The sequence below is a fragment of the Rhodococcus sp. CX genome (assembly GCF_015865005.1).
Classification (GTDB): domain Bacteria; phylum Actinomycetota; class Actinomycetes; order Mycobacteriales; family Mycobacteriaceae; genus Rhodococcus.
On the sequence record NZ_JADZGH010000041.1, the window covers coordinates 105,630 to 118,094 of the forward strand.

The 12,465-nt window shown below is 66.4% G+C and carries 13 protein-coding genes; 4 read left to right on the forward strand and 9 right to left on the reverse strand.

The genetic code is table 11. From position 1 onward, the window contains the following. From I0Q12_RS31940 to I0Q12_RS04240, 6 genes are all read right to left on the reverse strand, one after another. On the reverse strand, positions 1 to 315 hold a 315-nt coding region (locus I0Q12_RS31940), incomplete at its 3' end, for an alcohol dehydrogenase catalytic domain-containing protein (RefSeq protein WP_374068558.1). A gap of 149 nt (positions 316 to 464) precedes the next feature. Further along, positions 465 to 761, reverse strand: a complete 297-nt coding sequence (locus I0Q12_RS04220; protein ID WP_197250732.1) for a WhiB family transcriptional regulator — start codon at positions 759 to 761, stop codon at positions 465 to 467. A gap of 77 nt (positions 762 to 838) precedes the next feature. Beyond that, a complete protein-coding gene (locus I0Q12_RS04225) occupies positions 839 to 1,651 on the reverse strand; it encodes a PaaI family thioesterase (protein ID WP_197250733.1) in 813 nt (270 codons plus the stop codon). Positions 1,652 to 1,715: 64 nt separating this feature from the next. Continuing rightward, positions 1,716 to 2,612, reverse strand: a complete 897-nt coding sequence (locus I0Q12_RS04230) for an SDR family oxidoreductase (RefSeq protein ID WP_197250734.1) — start codon at positions 2,610 to 2,612, stop codon at positions 1,716 to 1,718. A gap of 31 nt (positions 2,613 to 2,643) precedes the next feature. Further along, the gene (locus I0Q12_RS04235) at positions 2,644 to 3,780 is read right to left on the reverse strand and encodes an acyl-CoA dehydrogenase family protein (protein ID WP_197250735.1); all 1,137 of its coding nucleotides are present in this window, start codon (positions 3,778 to 3,780) and stop codon (positions 2,644 to 2,646) included. A 102-nt stretch (positions 3,781 to 3,882) separates the two neighbouring features. Beyond that, complete coding sequence (locus I0Q12_RS04240; protein WP_006941794.1) at positions 3,883 to 4,686, reverse strand: enoyl-CoA hydratase-related protein; 804 nt, start codon at positions 4,684 to 4,686, stop codon at positions 3,883 to 3,885. A gap of 364 nt (positions 4,687 to 5,050) precedes the next feature. Between I0Q12_RS04240 and I0Q12_RS04245 the strand changes: the two genes are divergently transcribed. Next, the gene (locus I0Q12_RS04245) at positions 5,051 to 6,706 is read left to right on the forward strand and encodes a class I adenylate-forming enzyme family protein (RefSeq protein WP_197250736.1); all 1,656 of its coding nucleotides are present in this window, start codon (positions 5,051 to 5,053) and stop codon (positions 6,704 to 6,706) included. Between the two features lie 124 nt (positions 6,707 to 6,830). Here I0Q12_RS04245 and I0Q12_RS04250 read toward each other — a convergent pair whose 3' ends face one another. Continuing rightward, on the reverse strand, positions 6,831 to 7,358 hold the full coding sequence (locus I0Q12_RS04250) for a thioesterase family protein (protein ID WP_197250737.1): 528 nt from the start codon (positions 7,356 to 7,358) through the stop codon (positions 6,831 to 6,833). 149 nt (positions 7,359 to 7,507) lie between these two features. Here I0Q12_RS04250 and I0Q12_RS04255 point away from each other — a divergent pair, with 149 nt between their 5' ends. Next, complete coding sequence (locus I0Q12_RS04255; protein WP_197250738.1) at positions 7,508 to 8,059, forward strand: TetR/AcrR family transcriptional regulator; 552 nt, start codon at positions 7,508 to 7,510, stop codon at positions 8,057 to 8,059. A 43-nt stretch (positions 8,060 to 8,102) separates the two neighbouring features. Here I0Q12_RS04255 and I0Q12_RS04260 read toward each other — a convergent pair whose 3' ends face one another. Together I0Q12_RS04260 and I0Q12_RS04265 are read right to left on the reverse strand one after the other, a co-directional pair. After that, positions 8,103 to 9,929 carry a CdaR family transcriptional regulator gene (locus I0Q12_RS04260; protein ID WP_231609972.1) on the reverse strand — a complete coding sequence of 609 codons (1,827 nt, stop codon included), beginning with the start codon at positions 9,927 to 9,929 and terminating at the stop codon, positions 8,103 to 8,105. A gap of 86 nt (positions 9,930 to 10,015) precedes the next feature. Next, the gene (locus tag I0Q12_RS04265; RefSeq protein WP_197250739.1) at positions 10,016 to 10,930 is read right to left on the reverse strand and encodes an LLM class flavin-dependent oxidoreductase; all 915 of its coding nucleotides are present in this window, start codon (positions 10,928 to 10,930) and stop codon (positions 10,016 to 10,018) included. Positions 10,931 to 11,066: 136 nt separating this feature from the next. Here I0Q12_RS04265 and I0Q12_RS04270 point away from each other — a divergent pair, with 136 nt between their 5' ends. Further along, positions 11,067 to 11,666, forward strand: a complete 600-nt coding sequence (locus I0Q12_RS04270; RefSeq protein ID WP_197250740.1) for a TetR/AcrR family transcriptional regulator — start codon at positions 11,067 to 11,069, stop codon at positions 11,664 to 11,666. Between the two features lie 241 nt (positions 11,667 to 11,907). Further along, positions 11,908 to 12,465: AMP-binding protein (locus tag I0Q12_RS04275; protein ID WP_197250741.1), on the forward strand; the 558-nt coding region annotated here is incomplete at its 3' end.

A 12,465-nucleotide genomic window follows, 5' to 3' on the forward strand; every position in this document is an offset into this window, starting at 1 on the left:
GGCGTAGGTACCACGCTGGTGATCGCCGAGGATCTCCCACTGCGCGCCCGGGGCGGCTTCGCGATCACCCCACCACAGCGACGGGAGCACGAGAACTTCCTCGCCGGTGTCGGTGCGGATTCCTGCGCCGTCCGCGCCGAGAATGTGGGGCAGTGGTGACGAATACTTGCCCTGTCGTACCAGGACGTCGTGCCAATTGAGTGCCGCTGCCTTCAATTCGACGGTGACCCAACCGGGTTCGGTTGTCGGATCGGGGACCGATTGCCACCTCAAGACATCGGGTCCTCCGAACTCCTGCATCACGATGGCGTCCACAATGATCCTTTCGGTCGTACCATTCGCACGATACTGCACATCCCGCGGTGCGGTGACGATCGGGTCCGCTACCGTCACCGGTGCCGATTCGAGGGCGAACCGGTGGATTCCACCGGGATCGGCTCGATCCGGCCGGCCCTGTCCGAGGGCTATAGGACTCTCCACAGCGGTCGCCGGTGTCGTGTGCGCTCGTTCTCGGTCAGGCCGCCCCAGATGCCGTGCTGCTCGAAGTGCGCCAGTGCATGCTTGCGGCATCGGAGAAGCACGGGGCATTCCTCACAGACGCGCTTCGCCTCGGTTTCACGCAGCGCGCGTTCGTGACCGGCTTCGTTCTCGGGTCCGAAGAACAGCGAGGGGTCCGCATCGCGGCAGCGGCTGTGTCTCTGCCAGTCGGTGTCGGCGGCCGACAACGCGATGGTGTGTTGTCTTGTTGCAGGAAGCGTCATGATCTTCGCCTGGATGTGGGGTATGTGCGAACGGCCGACGGAAGCGATCGACCACGATCTTGTGTCGGCACCCAGGGTCAGTGGACGGCGCTGCAGGTGACGGTGGCGGTGGTGCATGTCTTTCCTGCGGTGTTGCGACAGGTGACCTCGACGATTCCGAGGCTGCGACCCCGGTGCACGATCTTCGGCGCGAACGTGACGGGTTGGTCCGACGGGCACGGTCGCAGATACGAGATGTGGATCGAGGTGGCGCGGAAGCCCGCATCGGCGGATAGCGCCGCCGAACCGGTGATCTCCGAGGCGCACAGAAGCACACCACCGTGAATGTTGCCCATCGGATTGGCCAGCACCGGGGACGGACCGAATTCGAGGCCACCGGCCCCGCGCGTGTGCTCGGCTCCCAACAGTTCGATGATCGAGTCTGCTCGGAGTCGTGAGTTCAGATCCTCGGAGGAAACCGCGGGTGCGCCCGGTGGGTCGGTGAGCGGCACGGTCTGGAGGCGGGTGGACCCGCAGGCGATGAGACGGCCCTGCGCATCGACGATCCGAGCACCGGCCAGCCCGGTCCGCGCGCCTCGACCCAGCATCCAACTCTCGGCGCGCAGAACCGATCCGTCGACCGGTGGATCCGCTACGAAGTCGAGGTGGATTTCGGTGCTCACCGCCCAGAATCCCTCGGGCGTCATCCCACTGACGAGATGTCCCATCACGTCGTCCATCACGACACCGAGAGTTCCTCGGCACGGTCGCCCGAATTCGTCGGCAAGCCATGGACCCGTGACCATTTCGGTCAATCCGTGAGAGTCGTTGCCGGTCACATCGGCGACTCGGAACAGCTTCTCGGCACCGGTGGAGAAGAAGCGAAGCGCGGTCGGGGTGTCGCTGGTCATGGCTCTCCTGAGGACGTGCGGTGAAGCCCGGGTGCGCGAACGCGCCGGGGCTGTCGGATGGGGCTCAGACGCCGCGCTGGGCCTTCGCGGCTTCGCTGGCGGCCTTGCTCTTCTCCCGGGCGGCGGCCCAGTCCTCGTTGCTCATCGACGTCAGGCCGGCGAAAGTTCCTGGCCCGGCGAGCATCTGACCGCCGTCCATGGCGATGGTCTGCCCGGTGAGGTAGTCGCAGGCGTCGGACAGCAGGAAGATCGTCAGGTTGGCGAGCTCCTCGATGGTGCCCATCCGCCCCATCGGGACCTGGTCGGCCTGGGTGGCGCCGACCGCGCTCTTGTCGGTGGGATTGAGCATCTCCCAGGCATAGTCGGTGGGGATCGGTCCCGGAGCCAGGGCGTTGAGGCGGATTCCGTAGCGGGCCCATTCGACGGCGAGGGACATGGTCATCGAATGCACGGCGGCCTTGGCCATTGCGGAGGGGACGACGAACGCCGAACCGCTCCACACCCAGGTGGTCAGCGTGGACAGCACCACCCCCTTGGTGCCGCCTTCGATCCAGCGGCGGCCGGCGGCGTGGGTGGTGTTGAACGACCCGTTCATCACGGTGGAGGTGACGGCCTCGAAGGCCCGGGGGCTGAGCGATTCGGTGGGGGCGATGAAGTTGGCGGCGGCGTTGTTGATCACGCCCGTGAGGGGTCCATGCAGGGTCCAGATCTCGTCCATCGCGGCGGAGACCATCTCGGCGTTGCGGACGTCGACGGTCTGCCAGTGGACCGAGCCGGGGCGTGAGACGGATGCCTCGGTGGCGGCTTCTTCGAGGACGGCGGGTCGGCGGCCCCAGAGGTGGACGTCGGCGCCGTGGTCGACCAGGTGGCGGGCGACGCCGCGACCGAGGCCGGTTCCGCCGCCGGTGATGAGGATTCGCTTGCCGGCGAGGGCCTCGGACGTGAACGGGGAGGTGGTCATGCCGTGGGTCCTATCGGTCGGGGATGAGGGATCACAGTCCCAGGCTCTTGCTGATGATTTCGCGTTGGATTTCGTTGGTGCCGCCGTAGATGGTCGGTGCCAGGGCGCGGCGGACCTGTTCTTCCATGCCGTATTCGCGGGTGTATCCGTAGCCGCCCATCATTTGCATGGCCTCGAGGGTTGTCTTCTTTGCGATCTCGGTGCACTTGAGTTTGGCCATCGAGCCCTCGCGGTTGAGATTGTCCTCCTCGCCGGCGTCGATGCGTTCGGCGACCTCGTAGACGAAGGACTTCGCGAAGGCGATCTCGGTGGCGAGGTCGGCGATGCGGTGGCGGATCGCTTGGAAGCTGCCGATCTTGCGTCCGAACTGCTCGCGTTCGGTGACGAACGCGATGACGTCGTCGAGTGCGCGTTCGGCCGCACCGAGCGACATGGTGGCGATGATGAGCCGCTCGACGCTCAGGCCGCGCATGAGGTGGCGCCATGCCTGGTTCGGAGTGCCGACCACGGCCGTGACCGGGACGGCCACGTCGGTGAAGTAGAGGTCGTTGCAGGTGCGGGCCTCCATGGTGGCGATGCCGTGGATTTCGAGGCCGGGGGTGTCGGTGGGCACCATGAAGAGGGTCAGACCCTCGTGCTTGGAGCCGGACGAATCGGTGCGGGCGAGCAACAGGATGTGCTCGGCGACGTGGGCCGCGGAGATCCACGTCTTCTGACCGTTGATCACGTAGTGGTCGTCGACGAGCTCGGCCTTGATGCGGACGCCGCCGAGGTCGGATCCTGCCCCGGGCTCGCTCAGGGCGATCGCCTCGAGCTTGCCTGCGGCCATGTTCGACACGATCGTGCGCTTCTGTTCCTCGGTGCCGTAGCGCAGATACGTCTGGGCGGCGGTCAGGCCGGTCGAGTAGCCGGTGATGGGGGCGAGGCCGCGCGAGGTCTCCTCGAGGAAGATGCACTCCTCGACCATCCCGGCGCCGCCACCGCCGTATTGCTCGGGCAACGAGACCGCGAGCCAGCCGAGTGCTGCGAACTTGTCGAGGATGACCTGGCTGTTGGCTACGGTGCCGCCAGCGGTGAGCACGTCGCGTTGTTGCAGGGTCTTGCACTCGGCGTCGCAGAACTCGCGGACCGCGAGTGCGAACTCGTGTTGTTCTCGGCTGAAGCGCATGTCGACAACTGCTCTCTGTGGAAGACGGGGAGGGCGGCGTGAACTGGTGGGCAGGTCACCGGGCGGCGGGACGGGGTCCCCGCCGCCCGGGAGCTGGGGTGGTCAGGCGCCGCGGAACTTGGAGAAGTCGGGCTTGCGCTTCTCGTTGAACGCGCTGATGCCCTCGAGTGCCTCGGCGGACTCACCGAACAGCTTGAGCGTGGAGTAGGCCATGTTGCCCTGGGCGATGAAGTGCTCGGTGTCGGCGTTGAGCGACTGCTTGAGCACCTTGAGTGAGGTGGGGGAGAGCTGCAGGATCTCGTCGGCCCATGCCCGGACCTCGGCGCGGAGCTGGTCGGCGGGTACGACCTTGTTCACGAGCCCCCACTCCAGGGCCTGCTGGGCGCTGTAGCGGCGGCACATGAACCAGATCTCCCGCGCTCGCTTCTCGCCGATGGCGCGGGCGAGGTAACCGGTGCCCAGACCGGCGTCGAAGGATCCGACGCGAGGTCCGTTCTGTCCGAAAATGGCGTGCTCGGCGGCGATGGACATGTCGCACAGCAGGTGCAGCACGTGTCCGCCGCCCACGGCGACACCGTTGACAGCAGCGATGACGGGCTTGGGGGTGTCCCGGATGACACGGTGGAGGGCCTCGACCTCGAACAGGCCGCTGTCGGACGGTCCGTAGTCACCGGTCTCCATGCGCTGCTTCTGGTCGCCGCCCGAGCAGAAGGCCTTCTCGCCGGCGCCGGTGAGGGCGACGGCGCCGACCTCCGGGCTGCCCCACGCTGCCTTGAAGGCCTTGACGAGCTCGTCGACCGTGCGGGCACGGAAGGCGTTGTATCGGTCCGGCCGGTTGATCGTGATCCAGGCGAGCCCGTTGTCGACCTCGTACGTCACGTCCGTGAATGCGGTGAAATCAGTCATCGACCTGGTGGTCCCTTCCTGCACTGGTTGCTCGCCGTCGCCGCGAGAACGGGGTCGCGGGACGGGGTCGTCGGGTTTGGTCCGACCGTATGACAAATGTATCCGCGTTAACGATCGTTTTCAAGGGGCGGGTGGATTGCCGTGTCCTGACCGTGGTGGCGGGGAACCGCACAGTATGCCCGCAGCGGAGCCCGGGCAGGAGACGATTCCGGCCGAACCCTCGCTGGGAACCTCTGGAGGAATCGACATCCGCGACCAGCGCGAGTTGTGGCTGCGGCGGTCGGACCGACCGTAGGGTGCGCTCGTCGCTCCGCTCCCTGACCGGCGTCTTCCGCCGTGTCCTCATCCACGGAGAGTGAACCTCATGGAATTCGACGTCACCACACTGCACGGCCGCCGCGCGGATCAGCGCTGGAATCGGATGGTCGTGGGCGACCTGTTCGAGCGGCTCGTCTGGAGCAGCCCGGACAAGGACGCACTGGTCGGCTGGGCCGGGGCGTACGCCACCGACGGCTTCCGGCGCCTGACCTATCGACAGGCGGACGACGCGGCAAATCGCACCGCACAGGCGTTGCGCGCGGCGGGTCTGACCGACGGCGAACGGGTTCTGCTCTACTGCGAGAACTCCGTCGAGGCCGTGGTGACGATGTTCGGCATCGCCAAGGCCGGTCTCGTGGCGGTGCCGGTCAATCCCCACCTCGCCCCCGACGTTCTCGAGTGGGTCGTCGAGCATGTCGGTGTCCGGTTCACTGTCGTCGATGGCGAGTTCGGTGAACAGGCCCGAAAGGTGTTCGCACGGGCGGGGTTGCGGGTGAATGTCACCATCCCGATCGGTGGCCCGATCGTCGCGGGCAGCCGCGACTTCGCCGAGTGGATCGCCGAGCAGCCGGCCGACGAGCCGTCCGGCAGCCGGCACGCCGACGACGTGTGGAGCATCCTGTTCACCTCCGGTACCACCTCGATGCCCAAGGCATCGATGGCAACGCACACGTACTCCTACATGGCCGGCTTCTCGTACGCGATGTCGCTCACCCGCGGCCTGGACTACGAGCAGGACCTGACGACGTGCACCTTCTTGCCGATTCTCTATCACTGCGGCCACAATTCGACGATCCTGCCGACGATCCTGGCGGGTGGCACGATGGTGCTCGGCCGTCGTCCCGATCCGGCGGCGCTGGCCGCCGCCGTGACGACGGAGAAGGTCACGGCTGTATGGGCAGGGTCTCCGGCCTGGGTCCAGCAGCTCGCCACGCGTGGCCTCGATTGCGACGACGTCGATCTGTCTTCCCTCACCGTGGTGATGTTCGCCTGGGGATCGATGAATCCGGGCATGGCGCAAGACCTGGCGAAGGCGTGCGGCCCGCAGGTGAAGATGCTCGAAGTCTTCGGGCAGACCGAGGCGATGTCGTGCTATCGCTTCTGGCCCGACCGGCATCCGGGCAAATTCGAAAAGTCGCTCCGCGGAACCAATTACGTCGGTGTGCCGAATCCGCTGTTGGCTGCCGACATCGTCGATGCCGACGGCAACAGTCTCCGCGGTAGGCCGGGCATCGCCGGTGAGGCCGTCTACCGCAGCCCGGTGGTCACCGCCGGCTACTACGGGGACGTCGCAGCCACACGAGAGGCGTTCCGCGACGGTTGGTTCCACTCCGGGGACAGCTGCATGTACGACGAGGACGGCCTGCAGATCATGGTGGACCGGTTCAAGGACATCGTGAAGTCCGGCGGTGAGAACGTCTCGAGCCTGCGTGTGGAGGGTGTCCTCGTCACCCATCCCGACGTGTTGCGGGCCGCGGTGATCGGCGTGCCCGACCCGATCTGGGGTGAGAAGGTCACCGCCGTCGTCACCGTCACGCCCGGTCGAGAAGCCGACGTGAAGGGCATCCTCGCGTTTGCGCGGGAGCGGCTGGCGGGATACGAGGCCCCGAAGGATATCGTCGTGATCGATCGCATGCCCGAAACCGTCGGCGGCAAGATCATGAAATACAAATTGCGCGAGCTCTTCACGAGGGAACACTGATGTTCGACGGCGTTGCGGCTGCAGATCACCGATCCGGTCGAGCGGTCAGTGGCGTCCCGGCGGCGATGTGGTCACGGCAACGATGAAGGTAGCCGCAGCGTGATCGTGGACAAATGCGCGTTGGTCATCGAGCGGAGCTGTTGCGCCGTGACCTGATCCCCATCGCTCCGCACACCGGCGCCGGCCAATCGACCTGCTCGGTGACCGCGAGCTCTCGGTCGACTGCGCCCGCGATGTCGGAGGCGAACGGTACGACGCGTCGGGTGGTGAGGTCGACATGGGGTGCGACGACCTCGAGCGTGTTCGCCAGCGACTCGGTCGTGTCGTCGACGAGCAGGGCCATGCCGTGGATGACCTTGTCGGAGCGTTCGACGACCCGGAAGTATGTCGAAACCCGGTGTCCGACGTGTACTTCCGCGTAGTACTTCAGGTGATTTTCGGCGGTGAAGAAGCCCTGCCTGCGGGTCGCACGATAGTCATCGGTCAGGCCGATCCGGCGGAAGGCGATGTCGATGGCTTCGGCCCCCAGGTCCAGGTAGTGCCGGATGTTCATGTGACCGTTCGCGTCCTCGAACTGCGGTGGGACGACCAGTGGCCCGAGTTCGCGAGGAAGCTGCACGATTTGGTCGTAGGTGGGAACGGGGGCAGTCATCGGTCTCCTGTCGGGGGTGCATCATGACGCGGTCAGTTGCCGACGCGTGGAGGTGCTTTGATCTGAGTTGGTTTCTCGGGTCGCGCCGAATCGCCGGCAGCGGTTCCTTCACAATAACGATCGTTCACACGTCGTGCTAGACTCGTCGAGTGGACAGGAGCCGGAAGATTCTCGATACAGCCGCAGAACTGTTCTACGAAAAGGGATTCCACGGTACGAGTGTCGACGAGCTGGGTGCTCGCGCGGGTCTCACGGGTCCGGCGATCTACCGGCACTTCTCCGGCAAGGACGAGATCCTGGCCACCTTGTTCGACGAGGCAATGGACGAGCTGATCCGTGCCGTCGAGCCTGTGGACGACGATGCCGACATCGACTTCGAGCGTCTGGTTCGCCATCATGTCGAGTTCGCGATCCGGCACCGGCACCTGGTGAATGTGACCCAGCGGGAGGACCGCTCATTGGTGGATCCTTGGCGTCGCAAGGTCAATCGCCGGCGCAAGCTCTACGTCGACTGTTGGGAGAGCGCGGTGGCCCGGTGCCTCCCCACAGCGACGTCGGCGGAGGTTGCCGTGGCAACCCAGTCCTGCCTCGGCACGATCTTCTCGATCGCCTATTGGCCGACCAAGGTCAGCCGCACCCCAGGACTGGCCGATCTGATCGTCCGTCTCACAAACGAGGGACTCGACGCCTTCCGCGGCTGACCCCGGCGCCGGTGACGAAGCGCTTCGAGCCGGTGCGGGTCGGTCATGCCGATCTTCGGTCCTTTGCCGGGCTACCAGAGGGAGCAGGCCGGTCGTGCCGGGGTGCTTCTGCAGGTTCGGTGTTCGCTTCGGGGGCGACCCGGTTGCCATCATGGGTTTCGAGCGCGGGGTGGCCCTGCAGGCGGAGTACGAGCAGCGCAGTCTGGGCGCTCAATTGGTCGGATGCGTTGCCGGCGACGTCGAGTCCGGTCAGGGCGTGCACGCGTGCCAGCCGCAGGCGCACCGTGTTCTCGTGAACGCCGAGTCGCTGTGCCGAACCGCGCACGTTGCGTGCGGTGTCGAACCAGCACTGCAGTGTGTGGAGCAGGTCGGCCGTTCCGGGGGCGCCGCGCAGCAGTGGCCCCAGCATGTCGTCGACGAAGTGCCGCACCGCCGAGATTTCACCGTGGGCGAGGAACAGGCGTGCCGGTCCCAGGTCGTCGACGGCGAAGATGCGGTGGATCGTACGGTCGGTGAAACGGTCGATGCAGAGCACGGCCTCACGCGATTCACGGTATGCGCGGGCCAGCGCTGTGGGTTCGCAGACGGAGGACACGCCGGCGATGAACTCCTGCGACCGGAACAGGGAATTCGCGGCGCGCGCCAGGGCATCCTTGACGTTCGCGACGGTCGCGAGGGCGCCGACATTCTCGCGAGCTTCGACCAGGAGCAGGATGCCTTCGGATCCACGGGTGGACAGGACTTCGACGCCGAGATCTCGTTCCATCCACTCGGCGAGCACGCGCTCGGAATCGGCGAGGTCGTGATGGGAAGCCAGAATGTACACCAGCACACGCCGAGCGTGGATGTTCACTCCGAGATACTCACCGCCGGCCGCCAGATCATCCAAAGCCCCGGTGCCTCTTACAAGTTGGCGGGTGAGGGAAGACTTCGCGTTCCATGCAACCCGCGCGATGCGGCGTTGGACGAGGAACTGGGCGCCGATTCGGCGCGCGCTGCGGGCGGCGGTGTACTCGTCCGTCGGGCTCAGCGGCGACGGATGTTCGTCGATCACGAGCCATCCGAAGTGTTCGCCGCGTTCGACGACCGGGGTGACGATCTTGCGGCGGGTCAATCCGGTGGTGGGACCGGCCGCGAGTACGACCGGGTCGGGGGTGGTGACTGTTCCGGGGTTGTGCGCGCGGAGGATGTCCGTCAACGCCGGTGCTGTGACGTGGCCGGCCGTGTCGGGGGTCGCGGCGGCGATGGTGCGGCCGCGTCGGTCGAACAGCAGCACGGACTTGCCGGCGAGCGCGGAACAGGTGCGCACGATCGCAGACATGCAGTCGACCGCGGTGACGGCGTCGTCGAGACGTTCGTCGACCAAGGTTCGTTCGGCGGCCAGTCGCCGGCTCTGCTCGAGGTCCCGCCATCGCCGCTTGTGTTCTTCCGTGTCGAGGGCGGTGGTGGCGGCGTCGTCGAGCAGTGTGCGGAGCGCGGTGAGGGCGGTTCTCTGCTGGTCGGTGAACTCGGCTGTGGGATCGGCATCGGTGAGGACGAGGAGGCGAGTGGGTTCTGCACCGTCGTTCGACAGTCGTAGCAGGCACATCCGGGCGACACCGGGTCCGTCGAGGTCGGTTCCGGACAGCGATCGGCCCGATGCGTGCACGGTGTCGGGGGAGTTCAGTGCACGACGCACGAGCGGGCAGTCCGACCGAACGCGGCGCGGTGTCGACGCGGTTCCGATGCCGGGAAGGGGGAGGAGCACGCCGCGGGAGTCGTCCGAGACGAGCACGTCTGCGGACGCGAAACCGGCGAGCGTGGCTGCCCGGGAAAGCAACCCGCCGAGCAACCGGGGTAGTGCCGCCGAGGCCGGCGCAGGGGGTGTCATGGTGCTCGCCTCCTTGTCGTCCTGGTCGGTCGTGCCGACGACCTGCGCTGCGAGGCCGGTGTGCGGGATCCGTCGCCGCGGCGAGATCAGCTTTCGACGAGCAGTTTCCGCACGGCGGCGGCATGCTCGATGGAAGCCTCCATCGAGGTGGCGGCCGGGACGAGCGTGATGTTGTCCGCTCCTGCGTCGACGAACGCGCGCAGCCAGTCTGCAACCTGTTCGGGTGTGCCGGCCGGTGCCAGGTGCCGGAACTTGTCCCGGGGCAGGCGGTAGAGCGCGTGCATCTGCTCGCCCACCAGGCGGTCGGCTGTGGCGGCATCGTCGTCGAGACCGCACCAGACGTTGACACCGAAAGTGCTCGGAGTGCGGTTCTCTCGGGCGGCGGCCTCGAGGATCGCGGTGCGGGTTTCGGCGAATCGGCGGGGCGTGGAGAAGATGGCGAGCCATCCGTCGCCGTACTTCGCGGTTCGACGGATGGCGGCGTCGCCTCGGCCGCCGATGACGATCGGCACGGCTGGCTGGGGCGTGGGCAGGATCCGGGCACGTTCGAGGGTGAAGAACTCTCCGGTGTGGGTGACCTCTTCGCCGGACAGCAACGCTCGGAGAACCTCCAGTGTTTCGTCCAAGCGGCGCCCCCGGGTGCGGGGATCCACCCCGGCGTTGGAGATCTCGGAGCGGTCCTCACCGCCGACTCCCGCGCCGAGGACCAACCGGCCCGGGGCGAGCTGTGAGATGGTCGAGATCTGGCGTGCGGCGAGCATCGGATGCCGCAGCCCCAGTAGATAGACACCGATGACGACGGAGAGCGTGTCGTGGGCCGCGAGCACCGACGTGGCGGAGACCATCCCGTCGAAGCCGGTACCGCCGTGGAAACTGATGTGGTCACCCACGGTGATGTGGTCCAACCCGGCATCGGCGGCGGAAGTGAGCAGTCGCCGCCGTGCGAGCGGGTCCGGGACCAGCAGGGAGTCTGTGACCGACAGACCGACGCGGAGCACCATTTCGACCCTTTCAGTAGCTATGGACTGACCGTAAGGCCAAATGTTGTTCGTGGCAAGTGCCTCTTCCGGTCGGGAACGGGTCGACCTTTATGCTTCGAGCGTCCGCTTGCCCGAACGACGCCGGAGATCCGAGGCCATGACCGATGCCGCACCGTTGGCTCGTCGCCGCGATCCCGACCGTAAGGAGAAGATCCTCGCCGCAGCAGCCGAGCTGGTGGCTCAACGGGGCTTCCACGCGGTGTCGATGGCGGATATCGGCGCCCGCGTCGGGATCAGCGGTGCGGCGGTCTACCGTCACTTCGACAACAAGGCCACGCTGTTGTTGGCTCTGTTCGATCGCTCCCTCGACGGGTTGCTGCGCGAGGAGAACGTCATTGTCGGCCGCAGGGAAGACATCCCCGCCGCGTTGCGCGCTCTCATCGAACGTCAGGTCGACTTCGTCGTCGACGAGCGTGAGTTCGCGCGTGTGTACTACCGCGAGGTAGAGCACCTTCCACCCGACGACCAAATGCGATTGCGCCGCAAACAGCGCCAGTATGTCGAGGAGTGGGTGCATGTCGTGCGAGAGCTCGATCCGTCGCTGGACGAGTCCGCCGCCCGGGTTCTGGTCCACGCCACGATCGGAACAATCCAGTCGGCGCTCGTCCACAACGTGGGCATGTCCGACGACCGGCTCAAGGCCATGCTGCGCCGGGCGGCCTATGCCGTGATCGGTCTTCCGGTCGAAGGTTCTTGATCAGCGGCGGGCCGGGTTCTCCACCGATGCCGCCAGTTTGTTAAAGCGGAATAACAAATTTCTTCGCCAGTCGATCGTGGGGCTGCTGCTGATGTGCCCACGACCTGGTTCTATTCGTACGTCACCGCCCGGTGGGCGTGGTCTGCGTCCGAAAAATTCACCCTTTTGGTCTGATAGTTAATGCGGTATAACTTTTTCACGCGGCGGGAGCGCGCCGCGTCGAAGCCAGAAGGGCAATCCCATGACTGTCAGCGCAGATCCCCGATTCGAGGACCAGGTGCGCGCCTACTACGAGGCCGGCTACTGGAACCGCTCGACCTTCGTCACCGCGATCGACCACTGGGCCGATGTCGATCCGGACCAGCCGTACCTCTCCGACGGTACGAGTGCATACACCTACGGCCAATTCCGCAGCAGCGCATGGAATCTCGCCTGCGCCCTGCGGGAACTCGGCGTCGGCCCCGGAGACCGGGTCGTCGTCCAGCTCCCCAACTGGAACGAGTTCTTCCTCATCTACGCGGCATTGACCCGGCTCGGCGCCGTCACGGTGCCGGTGGTCTCGGTCTACCGCGAGCACGAAGTCCGGTTCATCGTCGAAAACTGCCAGGCAATCGGTCTGGTCACTGCGGGGCAATTCCGCGGATTCGACCACGCAGCGATGGGAGCACGCATCGCCGCCGAGGTCCCGACGGTGTCCTTCCACGTCACGGTGCGCGCGGCCGGCGCGGACGGCGGCCTCGATCTCACCGCCTTGCTCGCGGCAGCACACGACGTGGCCCTGCCGCCGGCGCCGTCCGCG

What these genes read in the sequence shown, in the direction of transcription:
- I0Q12_RS04220 (WP_197250732.1), bottom strand. Translation starts at nt 761, where the DNA reads ATGACGCTTCCTGCAACAAGACAACACACCATCGCGTTGTCGGCCGCC.
- I0Q12_RS04225 (WP_197250733.1), bottom strand. Translation starts at nt 1,651, where the DNA reads ATGACCAGCGACACCCCGACCGCGCTTCGCTTCTTCTCCACCGGTGCC.
- I0Q12_RS04230 (WP_197250734.1), bottom strand. Translation starts at nt 2,612, where the DNA reads ATGACCACCTCCCCGTTCACGTCCGAGGCCCTCGCCGGCAAGCGAATC.
- I0Q12_RS04235 (WP_197250735.1), bottom strand. Translation starts at nt 3,780, where the DNA reads ATGCGCTTCAGCCGAGAACAACACGAGTTCGCACTCGCGGTCCGCGAG.
- I0Q12_RS04240 (WP_006941794.1), bottom strand. Translation starts at nt 4,686, where the DNA reads ATGACTGATTTCACCGCATTCACGGACGTGACGTACGAGGTCGACAAC.
- I0Q12_RS04245 (WP_197250736.1), top strand. Translation starts at nt 5,051, where the DNA reads ATGGAATTCGACGTCACCACACTGCACGGCCGCCGCGCGGATCAGCGC.
- I0Q12_RS04250 (WP_197250737.1), bottom strand. Translation starts at nt 7,358, where the DNA reads ATGACTGCCCCCGTTCCCACCTACGACCAAATCGTGCAGCTTCCTCGC.
- I0Q12_RS04260 (WP_231609972.1), bottom strand. Translation starts at nt 9,929, where the DNA reads ATGACACCCCCTGCGCCGGCCTCGGCGGCACTACCCCGGTTGCTCGGC.
- I0Q12_RS04265 (WP_197250739.1), bottom strand. Translation starts at nt 10,930, where the DNA reads ATGGTGCTCCGCGTCGGTCTGTCGGTCACAGACTCCCTGCTGGTCCCG.
- I0Q12_RS04270 (WP_197250740.1), top strand. Translation starts at nt 11,067, where the DNA reads ATGACCGATGCCGCACCGTTGGCTCGTCGCCGCGATCCCGACCGTAAG.